Below are 19716 nucleotides of genomic sequence, written 5' to 3' on the forward strand. Positions count from 1 at the left end.
ACCCCATTCATGATCTAAGCTATTTTTGTTGATATGCAACACAGTCGATTTCCACTTTTGCGTCAACCATTAAGCTTGATTGTACACAGGCTCTGGCTGCCGGGAATTCGCCAAAATATTCAGTAAACACACCATTAAATGACCAAAAATCTCTGGCATCGTCAAGCCATACGCCAATTCGGACGATATCTTGGACATCGTAATCTGCCTCTCTCAGAATTTTCAGCATATTCTGAATTGCTTTATGTGATTGGTCGATAATACCACCATTGATAACTTCACCATTTTCCATGGCGACTTGTCCTGAAACATATAACCAGCCATCGGCTTCGGTAGCGCTTGCGAAAGGAAGTTGTTTGCCTGCTGCACCACGAGCATCGCAGCCGTATCGTTTAATTGTCATCGTTAAATTTCCTTCATAAGATTAAAAGTGGGAACTTTTCAAGAATTCAGCCAATCGGTTTGATTTAGGGTGATGATAAAGTTCTTGAGGATGTCCCTGTTCCTCTATTTGTCCGTTATTCATAAAAATAACGTTGTCTGACACTTCATAAGCAAACTTCATTTCGTGTGTTACAAGTACCATTGTCATGCCATCCTTCGCTAAGTCTTTCATGACATTTAAAACTTCATTGACTAACTCAGGGTCAAGAGCAGACGTGACTTCATCAAATAACATGAGCTTAGGGCTCATCGCCACTGCGCGAGCAATGGCGACTCGCTGTTGCTGCCCGCCGGATAGCTGAATCGGGTAATGGTCTTTTCGGCTCAACATCCCAACTTTATCCAGCCAATGCTCTGCGGTAGCGGTCGCTTCACTTTTACTCATCTTTTTGACTTTTAGCAGTCCAAGCGTGACGTTATCTAAGGCTGTCATATGAGGAAATAAGTTGAAATGTTGAAACACCATCCCTGTATGTGAGCGTTGCTTCGCTATTTCAGATTCCGAATGACGCACTCTCTTACTATTGGTGATGGAGTACCCCATATCTTGACCATCTAAAATAATTTGTCCTTGCTGATAATCTTCTAACAGATTAATCGTCCGTAATAATGTTGTTTTACCTGAACCACTAGAGCCGATGATAGAAACCGTCGTTCCCTTTTTGACTTCAAGGTCCACACCTTTTAATACTTCCAAATCTCCGTATGATTTATGAACGCCACGAATACTTAGTAGCTTCTTTCTATCCGTCATCATTTATTCCTTAAATAATACGATTCAGCGAATCGTCACTTTCCGCTCGACATAGCGGCCGAGTTGTTCTATTCCGAAATTAATACAGAAGTAAATAAAACCTGCGAATAGATAGAACTCCATACTCATAAAATTTCTGGAAATTATTTGCTGTGTAGTCAGCATGAGTTCTAAAACGCCAACAATTGACAAAAGCGTTGACGCCTTAACCATTTCAGCCGCTGTGTTAACCCAAGTCGGGAGAATTTGTCTCAATGCCTGAGGCAACAAAACATAGATGAACGTTTTTAAAAATGTTAATCCAATTGCCTTGGCTGCCTCTGTTTGTCCAATAGGAATTGCTGCGAGCGCGCCACGGACAATCTCTCCAATATGCGAACTACAAAAAATGGTTAATGCAATCACCCCGGCTTGGAATGCATCCAAATTTAAGCCCGCTGCTGAAGGTATATAAAACATGGCTAGTATTAAAACAAATACGGGGGTTCCCCGAATCATGTCAATATAAATACGAAACATGAATCTTATCGGTAAACTCCCATATTCAAGAGCCAGTCCAACGATAACACCGAGCATCGTGCCTAAGATGATAGCCAATGCTGAGATACTAATCGTGATGATAACACCGTGGTAGATAGCGCTTCTTGCATTCCATAATTCGTGTAAAAAATAGGATATATCCATAATTAGCAATTCTCCTTACCAAGGGAACTTGAAATTATGCTTGTAGATGTTGAACTGTTTTTTCGGGTTTTAGAAATCGTGATTTTCTTTTCTAAAACTCTGAGCGCGTATCCCAGTAAAAAACAGACAATAATATAGATGCCACTTGTTACCATCCATGTTTCAATCACCCGAAAACTCTCAACGTTTATTTTTCTTGCATAAAATGTTAACTCTGGTATCGAAATCGCTGCTGCGAGAGAAGTATCCTTGAATAAAGAAATAAAATTATTTGTAAGTGATGGTAATATGTTTCGTATCATGATAGGGACGAGGATCATTCGTTTTATTTGCAACGGTGTTAATCCAATAGCCAAGCCTGCTTCATATAACCCTTTCGATATTGATGTTAACCCTGAGCGGAAAACCTCTGTAAGATAAGCCCCCGCATAAATAGAAAGCGTTATAATAAATGACTCTATTTTCCCGATGCGTATCCCCATCTGTGGCAACGCAAAATAGGTGAAGAGTATTAATACTAAAATCGGCGTATTACGAATGATTGTAACGTAAATAGATGAAACATATTTAAAAAATCTATTTTTTGATAACATCATGAATGCGCATATGATTCCAATAACGCAGCCAATTAAAATAGAAATGAAGGCTAGACCCAGACCTAAGCCTAACCCCGATATTAATATGTCCCAATTTCGCCATACAACACTGAAATTGAAATCATAATCCATGTCTAAGTGTCCGATTTATTTATATTCAACAGGGAAGCCAGTTTTTGGCATTGGCAATTGCACGCCAAACCATTTCTCAAATGATTGAGAGTAAGCACCAAAATCAACACCTGTCATCGCTTCATGGAACACGACATTCACGAAGTTCAGCCATTCCTGATCACCTTTTTTAACGGCACAGGCGTAACTTTGAGGCATCCAAGAATAACCAGAATCCTTATAATGACCCGGGTTTTGCACCATATACCAACGGAGAGAAGATTGATCTGTTGCTGCTGCATCGGCTCGGCCAGAGTTTAATGCCTGATACATTAATGCAACGCTTTCATATTGATCGACCTCAGCTTTCGGTAACGCTGCATGCACCATCTCTTCTGCATAAACGTTTTGTAAAACCGCGACGACGACGCTGTCTCCGGCATCTTTTAATGAATCATAGTCGCTGTATTTACTTTTATTCATTAATAAAAGTCCGACACCTTCCCGGTAATACGGTATCGTAAAGCCAACCTGTTGAGCCCGACTTGGGGTAACTGTCATGAACTGGCAGCTAAGATCGACTTTATTTGTGACTAAATTAGGAATGCGGGCGTCACCCGATTGGTCAACAAATTTAATCTTGGTTTCATCGTCAAATAATCCTTTAGCCACTAACTTTGCCATATCTATATCAAAGCCTGCTAAATTATTTTTTGTATCTTTAAAGTGCCAAGGCGCATTTGTGCTTCCGGTGCCTACAATTAAATATCCGCGATCTAACACCTCTTGTAGTTTATTTTCTGCATGGCTAGTCGCTGAAATAAACAGGGGCAACAGAGCGAATGAACTCAAAACATATTTACTGGCTTTACTCTTCGTATTCAATCTCATCACTTATTCCTTGTTGTTGTGCTATCCATTAATTCCGGTATAATGGAATGAATATCTTTATACTGGAATATGTTTTTAGTATGCGGGGACTCTAAATACCTGTCAATAGCTCAAAAAACAATCAGTATATAGCTAGTGATATTATTATCAATTGGTGGTTTTTATGCTGGATTATTCGTTTTATCTAATTTAACAGTCTGGATTGTTTTTATATGACGGCTATTTATGCTGAATCCAATTTGGTGCGTTTTTTGTTTTTCTGCACAAGACTGGTGATCAATTGATTTATCTATTTTCTGTTGAATCTTTAACTCATTCATAAAGAAGAACATTAAATTGATGTTGCCGGATTCCGATAAAGCCACGGATTGGGCTTTGATATGTCGGTGTGACGACTGCCAGTGTATTTGAGGTCTGTTGCACGCTCTGAACGGTATTTTGTCATACCATTGATGAGCGGATTGAATCGGATGGTCATTGGAACATGCTAGTCGTGATTTCATGTTTTGCGGTTGAAGCTGAGGAGGATAACAGAGCCTCATGCTCTGTTATCCTATCATTACCCCGCGGTACTGGCTCTGCGTTTGAGCTTATATTTGAGGGTAGTTGACGACACCAATAAGTCGTCACCTTTTATGGCGCGTATCAGCTTTTCAGCGGCTTTTGTCCCCATGGTCTCATAGTCAAACTCCGCACAGCTCAGACTTGGGTAGGCGTGTTCTCCCATCGATGAACCTTCAAGACACATAATTGCGACATCTTTCGGCACCTTGAGCATTCTGCGATGACATTCAAATAACGCCCCAATCGCAATATCTTCATGACTGCATACGAATGCATCCAAGACTGAATCGCGTAAAAGCAGTTTCGCGAGCCCTTCCGCGCCTAATTGAGAAGAGGGGGCATCCGGTGTGGTTAAGAAATGATCGGGGGTTAAATAGCTATCGATCATCGCACTTTGCCAGCCATGTAGTTGATGTTGCAAGGTAAAATGGTCACCTCGCGCACCGATGAAGCCAATATGTTTAAAGCCTTGTTCAATCAGATGCTTGGTACACGTTTTCCCGACGTCGAAGTAATCAAAGCCGATGTTTAAGTAGTTTTCTTTTGAACATTGCTCTGCGATTTCTAACACAATGGTATTGGTTGATTTCAGCAGTTGGTGGGTTCGCTTGGTATGCTCTTGGCCGAACAGCACGACACCCGCCGGGCGACTTTCCAAAAATGTGGAGACCAGACTTTCTTCCTGAGTGATTGAATAATCACTGTAGCCGATGAGTAACTGATAGCCCGCTTTATTGAGTGTATGTTGAAACTTCGGCAGGAAAACCGCACAAGATTTTTCAAAAAGTGACGGAATGACCAGTGCGATAGAGTGACTGTCTGCGGATGCAAGTGTTCCCGCTGCTTTATTGGGGATATAACCAAGCTCATCAACAACTTGCTGAATTTTTTCTCTGAGATGTTCTGAAACTAAATCCGGTGTTCTTAATGCTCGTGACACCGTCATTGTGCCGACACCTGCTTTTTGCGCGACATCAGCCAATGTGACGCTACCTGTACTTCTTCGTTTACGCGGTCTGCTCATTTTTCCAATTTTATATGATAGGTTTGCTACGCTGACATGTTACCACAGCATGTTGATTATCGGTTCGATACTAACTTATCCGCATTCTGATTCCATTGATTCAACCCGGAGCAATGAGCAAACTTCTACGCGCGTCACACAAATGATAGCGCTATCAGATAGCGCTATCATTTGTGATCAGTTTAAGATTTTTCTGGCACATTGTTCGGTAAAGTATCATTAAATTACACGACAGAGTTGGACATAATCATGCTACGTGAACTGATAACCCCTGATGTGGTGCGCATTTATTCTGATGCGAGCGACTGGAAAGATGCGATTGAAAAATCTTGTGTGGCCCTGATTGACAACCATGCCATAGAACCCAGCTACGTTGATGCAATTTGTCGCTCGCATGAATCGATAGGTCCTTATTACGTCGTCGGTCCGGGGATGGCGATGCCTCATGCTCGCCCGGAGGATGGCGTCAACCGTTTAGCGCTTGCAGTGACGGTCATTCAGCAAGGGGTGAATTTTAATGCCGATGAAAATGACCCGATCAAAATGCTGGTGACATTAGCCGCGACAGATAGTAACAGCCACATTGAAGCGATTGCGCAGCTCGCTGAACTCTTTATGAATGAAGCGCATGTACAACAGATTTGCAACGCGCAAAGCCCAGACGATGTGCTGGCCGTGATTCACCAATATTAAATGTTATACCTCCTTACACTACTGAAAATAAAGGTCTGAATGATGAAAATTATAGTTGTTTGCGGTAATGGTCTTGGCACCAGCCTGATGATGGAAATGAGTATTAAAGCGATTGTAAAAGAGCTCAATATTGATGCGACCGTTGATCATGTTGATCTCGGCTCAGCGAAAGGCACCGATTGTGACATCTTCGTCGGTACGAACGATATTGCCGAGCAGTTAAATGCGTTGGCGGTAGCGCCACGTATTGTTGCACTGGATAACATGGTTGATAAAGCTGCGATGAAAGCGCGTTTGTCTCTGGCTTTGCAAGCGCTCGGTTACCTGTAAGGAGAAAGCGATGGAATTCTTTAATTTCTTAATGAATGATGTCCTGTCAGAACCCTCGGTGTTGGTCGGTTTTATCGCCTTGATCGGTCTGATTGCACAGAAAAAATCGGTGACGGAATGTATCAAAGGAACCGTAAAAACAATACTGGGTTTTATCATCTTGGGGGCAGGGGCCGGTCTGGTCGTGAGCGCGCTTGGTGATTTTGCTACCATTTTTCAACACGCCTTTGGCATTACCGGTGTTGTTCCCAATAACGAAGCTATCGTCTCGATTGCGCAAAAATCATTTGGCCGGGAAATGGCGATGATCATGTTCTTTGCGATGCTGGTGAATATTTTGATTGCGCGTTTTACACCATGGAAATTTATCTTTTTGACCGGGCATCATACCCTGTTTATGTCCATGATGGTTGCCGCGATTCTTGCCAGCAGCGGGATGGAAGGTGTGTCGCTGATTGCTTTAGGTTCGATTGTGGTCGGTTGTATGATGGTGTTCTTCCCTGCCATTGCTCACCGCTACATGAAGCAGGTGACCGGTTCTGATGATGTCGCAATTGGTCACTTTTCGACACTGTCTTATGTGCTCGCTGGGTTTATCGGTAGCAAACTGGGCAATAAAGAACACTCCACTGAAGATATGAATGTTCCGAAAAGCTTATTGTTTTTACGGGATACGCCGGTTGCTATCTCGTTCACCATGGGGATCATTTTCATTATCACCTGTCTGTTCGCCGGCGGTGACTATGTTCGTGAGGTCAGTGGGGGTAAACATTGGTTTATGTTTGCCTTAATCCAGTCAATCTCCTTTGCCGGTGGGGTATATGTCATCCTTCAAGGGGTACGGATGATTATCGCGGAAATCGTACCGGCGTTTAAAGGCATCTCCGATAAGCTGGTTCCCAATGCAAAACCTGCATTGGATTGTCCGGTGGTCTTTCCCTATGCGCCGAACGCGGTATTGGTCGGTTTCCTGTCGAGTTTTACCGCAGGTTTAATCGGGATGCTGCTGCTGTACATGATGAATTTAACCATCATCATTCCCGGTGTGGTACCGCACTTCTTCGTCGGGGCTGCCGCAGGTGTTTTCGGTAACGCAACCGGCGGACGACGCGGTGCTATCTTAGGCGCGTTCGCGCAAGGGCTGCTGATCACATTCCTGCCAGTCTTTCTACTCCCTGTACTGGGCGATTTAGGATTTGCCAATACCACATTCAGTGATTCTGATTTCGGAGTGATAGGGATCCTGCTTGGATTGATCGTTCGTTAATCGATATTTTTTAAAATCAAGATCTCGCTTGCGGGGAATGCAATGCCAGTCAGTTAAGCTGACTGGTATTTGTTCTTTTGGGGGCCTGATCACGTTTGAAGACCCATTTATGAAATGAATACTGATTTTAAACTTTCCCTCAATTTCGAATCAATATAGTATACATTTTGTTGTATACACATTAGTTGTATATTCGTCAGTTGTATAAATATTGGTTGTATATGTGTATCAACATATCTGAACAGCGGCAGGATGTCAGAACGCTGTTTACGCTCTAATCTGAATCTAAAGGAATAAAAATGAAGCTTAGAATATTATCTCTTTCGATCATGGGTCTGTGCTCACTTGGTGTTCAGGCCAGTGATTTATCACAATTTACTGAAATCTCTCAAAAAGCAAATTTTATTGATGGCGTTAATGTTGTTCAGCCTCCGGAATTTACCAACGATCCGACTTTCAGTGATTCGATTGTTGACCGGGCAGACGCCATGGGAGCGATTGCCGTTGATCGGGACGGAAATCAATCCACCGCTGAGATTTCAGAAGATGCATTGCGAGCACTTGAGGACGCAGTCAAGACATTGGATGAACTGGGTCTGGATGCCACGCTATTTACCACACCGGAAAAAGACGCAACGATTAAACCTAAAGTGACCGGAGAAGAGGAAGATGTTCAGGGGGTGGTCATTGGTCGTGATGATCGGACCCGGATCACAAGAACAACCGTTTCACCTTACAACTATATCGGCCATATCTCCGTTGGATGTACCGGTACACTGATTGGTAGTAAATATGTACTGACAGCGGGCCACTGTGTTGCAAACGGTCGTGGCAGTTGGTACAAGAAGCTGGATTTTGCCGCCGGACAGAATGGTTCTGCAAAACCTTGGGGAACCACCGGGTGGAAAACTGCAATCACCACTAAAGCTTGGTTCAATAACCGTAATTCTAATTACGATTATGCGTTAATCGTGTTGCAAAAAGCGCCGCACGGTGGTTACTCTGGTTGGGGAGTCTATTCTGGTGGTACCCATTCGGTGACCGGATATCCGGGAGATAAAACCCACTGGACCCTATGGACTGACTCCGGTAAAACCAATACCATCTCTTCTTATCGTGTCTGTTATACAATGGATACCGCCGGTGGCGAAAGCGGTAGCGGAATCCGGGATACTCGTAACTACGTTCGCGGCATTCATACAACGGGTTCATCTTCCCGTAACTGTGGTACTCGGCTGACTAGTACCGTATACAATACGCTGAAACAGTGGATATCTTCCTATTAATCGGTATTTTTTAAGTGGTACTGATGATAAAAGGAGCGGGTTTTGCTCATGCCGATCAGTTAAGCAATCCATGAGCGGTTGAACGCTATCCAAACCAGTGATAAAGGCTCTCAGAATTCAATCCGGGAGCCTTTTTTGTCTTTCAGCGAGGTGCTTTTTATCTTTCAATGAAGTGATTTTTTGTGATGCAGCGCTCGATCTGCCCGATGAATGATGTATGTGAGTGTTTCAACCGCGCGTATGATTGTGCTGTATTGGTGCAAAAATGCACAAAATGAGTTCAGTTGTAGCGAATCCGGTTCAGATAGGTTTCGTGTTTAACCCGCTTTTGATAATCGAGCGGTGTGGCACTGACTAATCGTTTGAATTCTCTCAAAAAATGAGACTGATCACTGAATCCCAGACCATAGGCCAAGTCAGAAAAGATGACCTGTTGCTGGTGGTTAATATGATACACCGCAGACTGGCACCGGATGATCCGGCTGAACGCCTTGGGCGACAGTCCTAAATCACTGAGAAACTGGCGTTGTAACGTGCGGCTGGTGTAGCCGGTCAATGCCTCTAACTGTTTGATCTGAATATTCCCTTTGTGATGAAAAATGTGCTCAATCGCTTGCGACGTGAGAGATGAAAAGCGCCGCTTTCTCTGACTGCACAATGACTTATCTTTCAGAAACTGCTGCGTCAGGGTCACTTGCTGGATAAACGTTGGCGCACTGACCACTTGTTCAAACAGGGCGTTGCACGTTGGCACCACATCATGTAAATGCAGTAAATGATTGACCATTTCACTGGCCGACGCATTCAGGAAATCAGGAATGACACCCGGCACAAACCGAACCCCGAAATAACGATGTTGTTGGACAAAATTGGCGTTGGTCGCTTCGAGTGTCGTCCCGCAAACGTATGCGGTCGGAGACGTGGCATCACAATCGAAAAGGATATCGATACAGCCATCCGGGATTGCGAGTGTCAGTGATGCAGACGAGTCCGCTTCAAAACCATAGAAGTGAGAAACCTCAGGAATATCAGAGGAACAGAGCGAAAAATCCTGCGCAGCACTCAGGACAAACCAAGGTTGTTTGGCGTGGATGCCTGCCACGCGTTTGACAATCGAAGCTTTTGACATAACGACACCTGCTTTCCGGGATAAATCGCGCTAGATATGGTGAGCAAAGCAAGCGAGGTGCCAATTTGTTGTTTTTATCAATACTTCTTCCAGAGAATCGACAATCTTTGTGTGATGTCGCAAAAATTCAATACGCTGCTTATCGGGCCCTCTATCATCCAAGCTATCCGTTGTTCATCCGATGTGCTTCGCCAAGGAAGGTCGATGACTGACATCCTCGGTGACCGGAACACGGCATACAAATTATACCCCCTATTTTTTGAGGTGATGTTATGTCAGAGAGTACCAAAATCGATTTTATTTACCTGTCGGAGCAGGACATGCTCAACGCTGGTGTTACCGATATGCCAAGCTGTGTCGATACCATGGAAGAAATGTTTGGCCTGCTGTGGCAGGGCGACTATCGCATGGCCGGTGCAAATAATGATTCTCATGGTGCGATGGTCATTTTTCCGGAGGAATCGCCTTTTCCGACCATGCCGAAACCGACCGCTGATCGTCGTTTGATGGCCATGCCGGCTTATCTCGGCGGAAATTTCCAGACGTGCGGGGTGAAATGGTATGGCTCTAACATTGCCAACCGGGAAAAAGGGCTGCCACGTTCGATCCTCATGTTTATCCTCAACGATATTGAGACAGGGGCGCCACTGGCATATATGTCTGCGAACCTGTTATCCGCTTACCGTACCGGTGCTGTTCCGGGCGTTGGTGCCCGTCATCTGGCGCGTAAAGACTCGAAAGTGATCGGCCTGCTTGGCCCCGGTGTGATGGGCAAAACGGCCGTGGCTGCATTTATTACCGCCTGTCCTCAGATTGATACCATCAAAGTGAAAGGCCGCGGACAGAAAAGTCTCGATAGCTTCCTCACATGGTTGGCATCCACCTATCCGCAAATCACTACTGTCGAGATTGTCGATTCACTGGAAGACGTGGTGCGAGGCTCCGATATCGTGACGTACTGTAATTCGGGCGAGACCGGTGACCCATCGACATATCCGATCGTCAAACGCGAATGGGTCAAACCGGGCGCTTTCTTGGCGATGCCCGCCTATTGTCGCCTGGATGAGGGGATGGAGCAGGATGACGTGCGCAAAGTGCTCGACAATACCGGTTTGTATCAAGCTTGGTACGAAGAAGTGCCGAAGCCGGCCCATCATCATATTCCGGTGATCGGTGTGCGCTTTATGGACATGATTGCCGAAGGAAAAATCACCCTCGATCAACTTGAAGATATCGGTGAGATAGTCTCCGGTGAAGCGCCCGGTCGCCACAACGATGAAGAGATCGTCATTATGTCCGTCGGGGGCTTACCCGTAGAAGATGTGGCGTGGGCAACGGTGATTTACCGTAAGGCACTCGCGCAGGGAATCGGCGTCAAACTGAACCTGTGGGACGAGCCTGAGCTAAGTTGAGCTGAGCTTTAGCACTGTATAGACCCCAGCCATTGTTATTTGCGATGTATTTTATTTGTGATGCAGGGAACCCCCAATGACCCAGATTGTAAAAGTAAAAACCGGCTCAAAATTTGAAGCGCTTGGCAGCTATTCCCGCCTTGTGGCCGTGGATAACTGGATATTTGTTTCCAATACAGCCGGCCGTCATCCTGAATCTCAACACATCTCTGATGATGTGATTGAACAGGCACAGCAGGTATTCGACAACATTGAAAAAGCATTGGCTTCCGTCGGTGCCGGGTTGGCCGATGTCGTGATGTCTCGTGTTTTTATTCAGGATCCGGCCGATGTTCCGCTGGTGATGGAATTTGTCGGCCAAAAATTTAAGGGAATTGACCCTGCAACGACGGTGACCTGTCCCCCTTTGGGATCGACGATCTATCAAGTTGAGCTGGAAGTCACTGCCTATCGTGGTGCCGGTGATAGCGAGACAAACAGAATCACGATCTGATGGTGATGCATTCAAGACGTCGCTGTTTGGTTGAGAAGAGATTTTTAAGGATGAGACGATGACACAGAGATTGGAACCCGTAAAGACGCAAGACCAGCACCCCGCATCAACGCAAGTGGTGATTATCGGTGGGGGCATTATCGGTGCCAGTGCCGCATTAGCATTGGCTGAGCGGAACATTCCGGTGGTATTGCTGGAAAAAGGACAAATAGGTGCGGAGCAGTCATCTCGTAACCTCGGTTGGATCCGCAAAACCAATCGTCATGCTGAAGACATTCCGTTGGCACAGGCCGCAGACCGACTCTGGGCTGAGATGCCGCAGCGGCTCGGGCGTTCGGTCGGTTACCAGCAGTCAGGCATTCTGTTTGCTGCGCGTGATGAAAAACAGATGGCCATGTATCAAGGGTGGCATCAATCCGTTCAGTCATTGCAATTGGATTCTCAACTCCTTAACCCACAGCAAATTGATCAACTGGCTCCCGGTGGTCGTGATCAATGGATCGGTGGCGTGTATACCCCTTCCGACGGATTTGCAGAACCAGCCATTGCGACCAGTGCCATCGCTCAGCGAGCCATTGAAAAAGGGGCGGTGCTGGTACAGAACTGTGCCGTCCGCACACTCTCAACCGCTGGCGGTAAGGTGAGTGGGGTTGTCACCGAGCAAGGTGAAATCCGCTGTACTCAAGTGCTGCTTGCCAGTGGTGCGTGGTCGAGACGTTTCTTAGGCAATCATGGGGTGTCGTTTCCGACACTACCGATTATCTGTTCAGTGTTGCGTACGAAAGCCACCCAAGGGCCGACGGATATTGCATTTGCAGCACCGGATTTTTCTTTTCGCCGCCATGCAGACGGTGGGTTTGTCATTACACAGCGCGGGGCGCTGGATGCACCGTTGACGCTGGATCATTTGCTGATCGGTATGCGTTATTTGCCGCAGTTACGTGCACAGCGCAGTTATATGCGCATGTCGCTCGGGCGTCATTTCCTCCGGGATTTGGCTTTGCCACGGCGCTGGAAGGCGAACGGTGTGTCTCCGTTCGAACGGATTCGTACCCTGAACCCGCCAGCGAATGACGGAATTAACCAAGAAGCACTGACGAATCTTGCCAATGCTTGGCCGATGTTTGCAGGCATTGGGATTGATGAAAGCTGGGCCGGTCTGATTGATGTAACACCGGATTCCGTTCCCGTGATTGATCACATTGGGGCGATTCCCGGCCTGACGGTCGCCACCGGCTTTTCTGGTCACGGATTTGGGACCGGCCCGGCAGCAGGACAGCTCGCCGCGGATTTGGTCGCGAATGTCACACCGATTGTCGATCCGACTCCTTATCGGTTTGAGCGGTTTTAAATATTGATTGATTTAGACATTGACCGATTTGAAGCATGGATCGGTTTACAGCATGGATCGGTTTACAACATGGATCGGTTTACAGCATGGATCGGTTTACAACATTGACGTTGTTTTTATTCATGAGAGGGATTTCACATGAGCAATCACACACATGTACAAAGTATGGATACTGTCGGGCTGTCGATGCCCCCTCGTCCACGGTTAAAAATGCGTTTGCCGACAATGATGGCAATCTGTATTGGTTTGGTTATCGTTCAAGGGGCGATGATTTCTGCAACGCAAGGCATCGGGATCGGCGGTATGTCGTTCATCACCGCGATGATTGCAGCATTAGCGCTCGCCCAGTTTAATGCGATGAGTTTTGCTGAATTGTCACTGATGTTTCCGCAAGAAGGGACGTTAGCCACGTACACGCAAAAAGCGATTGGTCATTTCCCGGCGATTGTCGCGGTGTTTGCCGGGTATGTTGTCGTTGCGATTCTGGCAATCCCCGTGGAAATGTTTCTGGTTGATGGCATGTTAGCGCAGCTGTTTCCGGGGACGCTACCGGACAAGGTGGTTCCGCTGCTGATTTTAGGGGTTCTCACCATCACGAATCTGGTCGGGACTGACGTGTTTGCCCGCGTTCAGAATATTCTGGCATTTGTGTTGGTCAGTGCCTTAATTCTGGTGGGCTTGACCGCAATTACCGGCTTGAGTCAGCCGCATCCTGATTTGGCCGGGCAAGCGGTGGACTGGAGTTTCAGCGGTGTGTGGGACGGGAGTTTCATCGGTTTGATCGCTTTAGCCATGTGGATGATGGTCGGGGTTGAATTTATCTGTCCGATGGTTAACGACGTCAAACAGCCGCGGAAGAACATTCCCCGGGCCATGCATTTATCACTCTTATTCATCTTCTTGATCTTTTTGGCTTTTGCTTATGGTGCCAGCCTTTATTTAAGTCGGGATACGCTGGTTGAATCGCCTCTGCCGTATTTGGATTACGTCAATGCTGTTTTCGGTCAAAGTGGGTTAGTCATCGCAACCGTCATGGCACTCGCTGCCACCTGTAGTACGATCAATACCGTACTGGCCTCGGTACCGAAAATGTTGCATGGTATGGCAATGCAGAAACAGGCTTTTCCGCAACTGAAAGCAATTAACCGGTTTGATGCGCCATGGGCTGCCATTATGATGCTTTCTGTCTGTACCGCTGTGTCTTATTTTATCTTCGATATTGATGCGTTGATTGTACTGGTGATTGCGGCAACCACCAGCTGGCTATTGGCCTATATTGTGGCTCACATTGACGTGATTGTGTTACGTCAGCGGCTGCCGCAACAAGAGCGCCCCTACCGCACACCGTTCTACCCTTGGCCTCAGATTATCGGGATTGTCAGTATGCTGTATGTGGCATTGAATAATTCACCGGACCCGAGTATGACCCGGATGGTGTACACCATCACTGGTAGCATTTTACTTATCATCAGTTTGATCGCGGCATTCTGGGTGAAATTTTACATGAAACGCGGATTGTTTGAGCCGGATGTCGATTAAGTCGTTCTCTGGGGGATCAACGCCACCAGAGACATTGTATCGATGAGCACAGAACTCACCGTGTCAGCGTCAGGACACTCGGATGAGAAACACCAGCAGCGTGACAGCGTGCGGTGATTTTCTTTCGAGTGTTTTCTCAGAATCCATGCTCAGGATTAAATCGGGGGGAGCTGATGATTTTCTCGCTGTGCATAGGCCTGTGGTGTGCATCCAAACAAGGTTTTAAAGGCACTGATAAAGCTGCTCACACTTTTATAGCCTAATTCATAGGCGACGCGATTGGTACTTTCTCCCTGTCTTAACAGCTCAAGTGTGCTAATCAAACGGTGCCTGCTGCACCATTGTCGATAAGTCATCCCCGTTTCTGCTTTAAACAGCCGTTCAATCGTACGGACACTGGCACCCACTTGTGCAGCACGCTGCTGTAGCGTGATATGGTGTAATGGCTCATTGATGATATGCGTGATCAGCCGGTTTAACCTCGGGTCTTTACCCGCGGGTAAATACACTTTGAGTTCATCCAGCGTGGCAATTTCATCAATCAACACCAGTCCGAGCCGTTTCATCGGTCCTTCTTGTAACGAATCGTGCCCTTCAACCAATCGCAAGACTAACTCACGGATCAACGGGGTCATTTTCAGCATCGCGATGCCTTTTTGCTGTGCCCGAATCGGAAATGACGGATCAACATACAAGTTGCGCATGTGGGTCACTGTTTCCGATTGAACCTGATGCACGACGCCACCGGGGATCCAAACGGCATGCGTGGACGGCACAATCCAAATCGCCGCATCACTGGTGACTTTGACAATGCCTTGGGCTGCCCATAACAACTGACCTCTGGGATGGGAATGCGGTGTCATGCGGGTTTCCGCCAACATACTGCGGCTATGCGTGAGCACCGGGCGAGAAGGGTCGATGGTATAGGCAAACTGGCTCGGTGGCAGTAATGTCGCTTTAGAAATATTCTTTGGCATTTTTAGGTCTTTTTGCGTCACGCGATATCCGCTATCTTAGAGATCATTATTTCTGCAATCAAGATGAATCAAGGTGAACGATATGAACAACAGTGTGTCGTTGAGGCATATTGCAGTTGCCCTCGCACTGATACTGGCTGCTTGGCTGGTTCTATTTCCGGTTGAGGGGGTTCAACCCAACGTTTCGCACAGCGCAGCGGTGATACTGATTACGCTGGTGGGCTGGAGTACCGGTTTGTTTCCGCCATTTTTAACTGCCTTAATCTTCTTTGCGCTGGTGACCATCTTCCAGTTACTTGCCCCGGGGGTACTGTTTGCAGGATTTGGTTCGACCGCCGTGTGGTTAATTATTTCCGGATTTATCATTGGCTCAGCAATTAGTCTTTCCGGATTAGGCAAAAGACTGGCATCCCGGATTGCGCCATATTTGGTCGGTAGCTATTTCCGCCTGATTTTCGGCTTGGTTGTGAGTGCGATGATATTGGGATTTTTGATGCCTTCGTCCGTGGGGCGCTCTGTGGTAATGATCCCAATCGGCATGGCTTTGGCGGAGAAAGTCGGTTTTTCTCGCGGCAGTAACGGGCGTCTGGGGGTCGCGACATCACTGACACTGGCCTGTAATATGCCGAGTTTTGCGATTCTGCCGGCCAATATTCCTAACATGATCTTAAGTGGTGCCAGTGAGACGTTATTTCACCTGAGCTTTGGTTATACCGAATATCTGTGGTTACATTTTCCTGTTCTCGGTATCGTGAAATCGTTAATCATTGTCGCGCTGACATTAGTGATCTTTCCTGCTCACATTCGTGCTGAAGCCAGCGATGAAGCGCCGCAACAGCAAGAAGAGGTATATCAGACAGCGTTACAAATCCGAGTCGGTATAATTTTAGGCGTGACATTGTTATTGTGGGTGACGGACACCATTCACGGAGTGAACTCTGCGTGGGTCGGGCTGGCTGCGGCGATTGTGTTGCTACTTCCCCGTTGGGGTGTGGTCCCCCCCAAATCATTTAACAGCAGTATTGATTTCGGAGCGGTTGTTTTCGTTGCCGCAGCACTTGGGCTCGGGGCGTTAGTGAATCGGTCGGGGATTGGTACGATCATGGGCGATATTTTGGGAGGCTTCATTCCCGGCAAGGCTGGGGGCGATTTTCTGAACTTCATGGCGCTTTCGCTGATGTCAATGCTTACGGGTTTCGTTGCGACAGTTCCCGGGGTTCCGACCATCCTGACTCCGATGGCCGGAGATTTAGCGCAAGCCACCGGTTTTACCGTTCCTCAGGTATTAATGACTCAAGTGGTTGGTTTCTCGACAATTATTTTTCCATATCAGGTGACACCACTAATCATTGCGATGCAGTTATCGCATGAACCGTTGTCGAAGCTGTTGAAACTGACATTCCCTCTGGCGATTATCACGGTATTGGTGTTAATGCCGTTAGACTATTTATGGTGGAATTTGTTGGGGTGGCTGGGGTGATCTTGGGGGGGGGGGAAGCGCTGCTGTATCTCTACTTTTATGTACCTAGCCTCCGACCCTGATTGTCTACGCTGAAACCCAAAAAGATGCTTTTGGTTCCTTTTGACATTTATCAAAAGGAACTGGGGCGCTATTGAAGAAATTATTGAAATCGGCAAAAGCAATTGCGCACCAAACCAGCAGACTATGATTTTTACCTTCCCAGCCACCGGCCCCAAAACTGGAACATTGCAGTGCCGACACCATCCGTCTAAACACAGAAATGTTATCTCCATTCAAAAAATCGCCTTCCCAAAATCAAACTGACTTGATAATGCGTGAATCCTAACCTGCATGTTGCATATAATGGTCCGACTTGCAGATTAATTTTTATTTTATATCAATCATCTGACTGCGGTAGCGTGGTGGCTCAGGAAAGACTTGGTTAAACAGTGTTCAGTCACCATGTTCCAACAATCATAAAGAAAGCACACGAAGGGTGTTTACATGGCAACGTTAGGATTCAGACTCACCATTGATGGCGTCAATGATGAGACATTGGTGGTCCGTGACTATCAGGGCGTCGAATCGATTTCAGACTCGGTGGATGATCAAGGTCAACCGGTTTATGGCTATCGGTATCGCATCGATATTGCCAGCCGCAACAGCGACCTGAGTTTCGAGCAGATGGTCGATAGCAGTGCATTGCTGGAAGTGCTGCGCGATCAGGAAGTGGTGCAAAAAGTGCACGGCATTATCCGCAACTTCAGCCGGGGCGATACCGGGCATCACCATACATTCTATTCACTGACGTTGGTGCCTTCTCTGGAAAGACTGTCGCTGCGCCATAACAGCCGGATCTTCCAGCAACTGGATGTGCCGGAAATTCTCTCGGTGCTGTTTCAGGAAATGGATATCAATGATTATGCGTTTTCGGTACGCCGTGAGTGTGCCAAACGCGAATACTGCGTCCAGTACCGCGAGACCGATTTAGAATTTTTCCACCGTCTGGCGGCTGAAGAAGGGCTGATGTACCACTTTGAGCATCAGCAAGACAAGCATGTGTTAGTCATCACCGATAATTCCGAAGGGTTCGGTCGCCTTGCCATGCCGGTGCCGTATAACGCGCTGTCCGGCGGGGTGTTTGAAACTCCGTATGTCTCGACCCTGACCGAGCATAAACAAATGGACGTCAGTGACGTCCGACTGGGCGATTACAGTTTTAAAAAGCCATCCTACAATCTGGCCCAGTCCGCCACTGGCGCTGATATGAGTTATCAGCGCGGTGACTATGAGCACTTTGACCAGCCGGGACGATTTAAAGACGACCCCAGCGGTCAGGCGTTTACGCAAATCCGCCTTGAAGCCTTGCGCCGACATGCGCATACCTTCAGCGGTAAAAGTAATGAGGCGCAACTTCAGGCCGGGAAGCGTTTTGATTTGATGGAGCACTTGGATGGTGAGATGAATCGCAATTATCTGCTGATTCAGGTCACCCATCAGGGCAGCCAGCCGCAAGCGCTGGAAGAATCCGGTGGCAGTGGTGCCACCACGTACGCCAACCAGTTTGCTGCGGTGAGCGGCGATCAGGTGTGGCGCATGACACCACGCAACAAACCAATCCTGAAATTTCCGACCATGGGGAAAGTGGTCGGCCCTGACGGCGAAGAGATCTATTGTGATGAGCATGGCCGGGTGAAAGTGCAGTTCCCATGGGATCGCTATGGCAGCTCGAATGAGCAAAGTTCTTGCTGGCTCCGTGTCACACAAGGTTGGGCCGGCGCGCAATATGGCATGATGGCCGTACCACGGATTGGTCACGAAGTGGTGGTGCATTTCCTCAATGGCGACCCCGATCAGCCAATCATTACCGGTCGGACATACAACGCCAATAATGTTACGCCGTATCCGTTGCCGGAGCACAAAACCAAAACGGTGATCCGCACCGAAACTCACCAAGGCGAAGGTTATAACGAACTGAGTTTTGAAGATCAGTCAGGCAGTGAAAAAATCTACCTCCATGCGCAGAAAGATACCGACACGCTGGTCGAAAACGACGCGACCACGCATATCAAGCATAACCAAAGTACCACCATCGACAATGACCGCTACAGCCATATCAAGGTCAATGATCACCACACCGTCAGCGGTGAAGCGCGCACCAAAATCGCCAAAAGTCAGACACTGATGATTGAAGGCGAGCTACATGTGAAAGCGGGTAAAGTGTGGGTCAACGAAGCCGGTACAGAAATCCACATCAAAGCCGGTGAGCAAGTCATCATCGAAGCGGGGAATGAAATCACCCTCAAAGCCGGTGGCAGCTTCGTTAAAGTCGATCCATCTGGTGTTTCCCTCAGCGGTGCCGGGGTGAACCTCAACTCCGGTGGCAGTGCCGGGAGTGGCAGTGGGTTTGGTGGGGAATTACCATTTAATGCCAAGGCTCTTATTCAGGAAGAGCAAAAACATATCATGGAGTTCTTCTATATGGATCCTGAGTTACAGCCATATGCAGGTACAAAATATAAAGCTGTTCTGAGTGATGGTACTGAGTTAACAGGAGCACTTGATGAAGACGGGTATGCCAAACTTGAGAATGTACCTAACGGTGTTGCCCGCATTCATTATCTTTCCGATGAAGCCTTTGATGATATTCCCAGAGAATCGATTTCTAAGGTTGTGAATCGACTTGATAGTTTACTGGGAGCGTAATTC

Annotated in this window: 18 protein-coding genes; 10 read left to right on the forward strand and 8 right to left on the reverse strand. The window is 47.1% G+C overall.

The genetic code is table 11. The features are described 5' to 3' along the window. Positions 1 to 19 precede the first annotated feature (19 nt). The 6 genes from OCU60_RS07265 to OCU60_RS07290 all read right to left on the reverse strand — a co-directional run bounded on the left by OCU60_RS07265 (position 20) and on the right by OCU60_RS07290 (position 5068). Positions 20 to 403 carry a RidA family protein gene (locus tag OCU60_RS07265; protein ID WP_074373929.1) on the reverse strand — a complete coding sequence of 128 codons (384 nt, stop codon included), beginning with the start codon at positions 401 to 403 and terminating at the stop codon, positions 20 to 22. Positions 404 to 424: 21 nt separating this feature from the next. Further along, positions 425 to 1201, reverse strand: a complete 777-nt coding sequence (locus OCU60_RS07270; RefSeq protein WP_074373930.1) for an amino acid ABC transporter ATP-binding protein — start codon at positions 1199 to 1201, stop codon at positions 425 to 427. Between the two features lie 21 nt (positions 1202 to 1222). Beyond that, complete coding sequence (locus tag OCU60_RS07275) at positions 1223 to 1882, reverse strand: amino acid ABC transporter permease (RefSeq protein WP_074373931.1); 660 nt, start codon at positions 1880 to 1882, stop codon at positions 1223 to 1225. A gap of 2 nt (positions 1883 to 1884) precedes the next feature. Beyond that, a complete protein-coding gene (locus tag OCU60_RS07280; protein ID WP_074373932.1) occupies positions 1885 to 2610 on the reverse strand; it encodes an amino acid ABC transporter permease in 726 nt (241 codons plus the stop codon). A 15-nt stretch (positions 2611 to 2625) separates the two neighbouring features. After that, positions 2626 to 3480, reverse strand: a complete 855-nt coding sequence (locus OCU60_RS07285) for a transporter substrate-binding domain-containing protein (RefSeq protein WP_083602709.1) — start codon at positions 3478 to 3480, stop codon at positions 2626 to 2628. Between the two features lie 559 nt (positions 3481 to 4039). Further along, complete coding sequence (locus tag OCU60_RS07290) at positions 4040 to 5068, reverse strand: LacI family DNA-binding transcriptional regulator (protein WP_074373935.1); 1029 nt, start codon at positions 5066 to 5068, stop codon at positions 4040 to 4042. 249 nt (positions 5069 to 5317) lie between these two features. Between OCU60_RS07290 and OCU60_RS07295 the strand changes: the two genes are divergently transcribed. The 4 genes from OCU60_RS07295 (at position 5318) to OCU60_RS07310 (ending at position 8644) form a co-directional block, all read left to right on the forward strand. Beyond that, positions 5318 to 5761, forward strand: a complete 444-nt coding sequence (locus OCU60_RS07295; RefSeq protein WP_074373936.1) for a PTS sugar transporter subunit IIA — start codon at positions 5318 to 5320, stop codon at positions 5759 to 5761. A gap of 42 nt (positions 5762 to 5803) precedes the next feature. Further along, positions 5804 to 6091, forward strand: coding sequence for a PTS sugar transporter subunit IIB (locus OCU60_RS07300; protein WP_074373973.1), 288 nt, complete (start codon positions 5804 to 5806; stop codon positions 6089 to 6091). Between the two features lie 10 nt (positions 6092 to 6101). Further along, positions 6102 to 7358 carry a PTS ascorbate transporter subunit IIC gene (locus OCU60_RS07305; protein WP_074373937.1) on the forward strand — a complete coding sequence of 419 codons (1257 nt, stop codon included), beginning with the start codon at positions 6102 to 6104 and terminating at the stop codon, positions 7356 to 7358. 299 nt (positions 7359 to 7657) lie between these two features. Beyond that, on the forward strand, positions 7658 to 8644 hold the full coding sequence (locus OCU60_RS07310; RefSeq protein ID WP_074373938.1) for a trypsin-like serine peptidase: 987 nt from the start codon (positions 7658 to 7660) through the stop codon (positions 8642 to 8644). Positions 8645 to 8924: 280 nt separating this feature from the next. Here OCU60_RS07310 and OCU60_RS07315 read toward each other — a convergent pair whose 3' ends face one another. Next, positions 8925 to 9773: a helix-turn-helix domain-containing protein gene (locus tag OCU60_RS07315; protein WP_074373939.1), complete on the reverse strand. Its 849-nt coding sequence runs from the start codon at positions 9771 to 9773 to the stop codon at positions 8925 to 8927. 272 nt (positions 9774 to 10045) lie between these two features. On the opposite strand from OCU60_RS07315, the gene OCU60_RS07320 reads away from it, so the two are divergent. The 4 genes from OCU60_RS07320 (at position 10046) to OCU60_RS07335 (ending at position 14568) form a co-directional block, all read left to right on the forward strand. Next, positions 10046 to 11185: a tyramine oxidase subunit B gene (locus tag OCU60_RS07320; RefSeq protein ID WP_074373940.1), complete on the forward strand. Its 1140-nt coding sequence runs from the start codon at positions 10046 to 10048 to the stop codon at positions 11183 to 11185. Between the two features lie 76 nt (positions 11186 to 11261). Next, positions 11262 to 11678, forward strand: coding sequence for a RidA family protein (locus tag OCU60_RS07325; RefSeq protein ID WP_074373941.1), 417 nt, complete (start codon positions 11262 to 11264; stop codon positions 11676 to 11678). A gap of 58 nt (positions 11679 to 11736) precedes the next feature. Beyond that, positions 11737 to 13029, forward strand: coding sequence for an NAD(P)/FAD-dependent oxidoreductase (locus OCU60_RS07330; protein ID WP_074373942.1), 1293 nt, complete (start codon positions 11737 to 11739; stop codon positions 13027 to 13029). Between the two features lie 138 nt (positions 13030 to 13167). Beyond that, entirely contained in the window at positions 13168 to 14568 is a 1401-nt protein-coding gene (locus OCU60_RS07335; protein ID WP_074373943.1) for an APC family permease, read from the forward strand. A gap of 155 nt (positions 14569 to 14723) precedes the next feature. Here the strand turns inward: OCU60_RS07335 and OCU60_RS07340 are convergent, their stop codons facing one another. Further along, entirely contained in the window at positions 14724 to 15545 is an 822-nt protein-coding gene (locus OCU60_RS07340) for an AraC family transcriptional regulator (protein WP_074373944.1), read from the reverse strand. An 82-nt stretch (positions 15546 to 15627) separates the two neighbouring features. Between OCU60_RS07340 and OCU60_RS07345 the strand changes: the two genes are divergently transcribed. Further along, the gene (locus tag OCU60_RS07345) at positions 15628 to 17025 is read left to right on the forward strand and encodes an SLC13 family permease (RefSeq protein ID WP_074373945.1); all 1398 of its coding nucleotides are present in this window, start codon (positions 15628 to 15630) and stop codon (positions 17023 to 17025) included. A gap of 486 nt (positions 17026 to 17511) precedes the next feature. Further along, the gene (locus OCU60_RS07350) at positions 17512 to 19713 is read left to right on the forward strand and encodes a type VI secretion system Vgr family protein (RefSeq protein WP_261854744.1); all 2202 of its coding nucleotides are present in this window, start codon (positions 17512 to 17514) and stop codon (positions 19711 to 19713) included. Positions 19714 to 19716 lie beyond the last annotated feature (3 nt).

It is taken from the genome of Vibrio spartinae (assembly GCF_024347135.1).
Taxonomy (GTDB): domain Bacteria; phylum Pseudomonadota; class Gammaproteobacteria; order Enterobacterales; family Vibrionaceae; genus Vibrio; species Vibrio spartinae.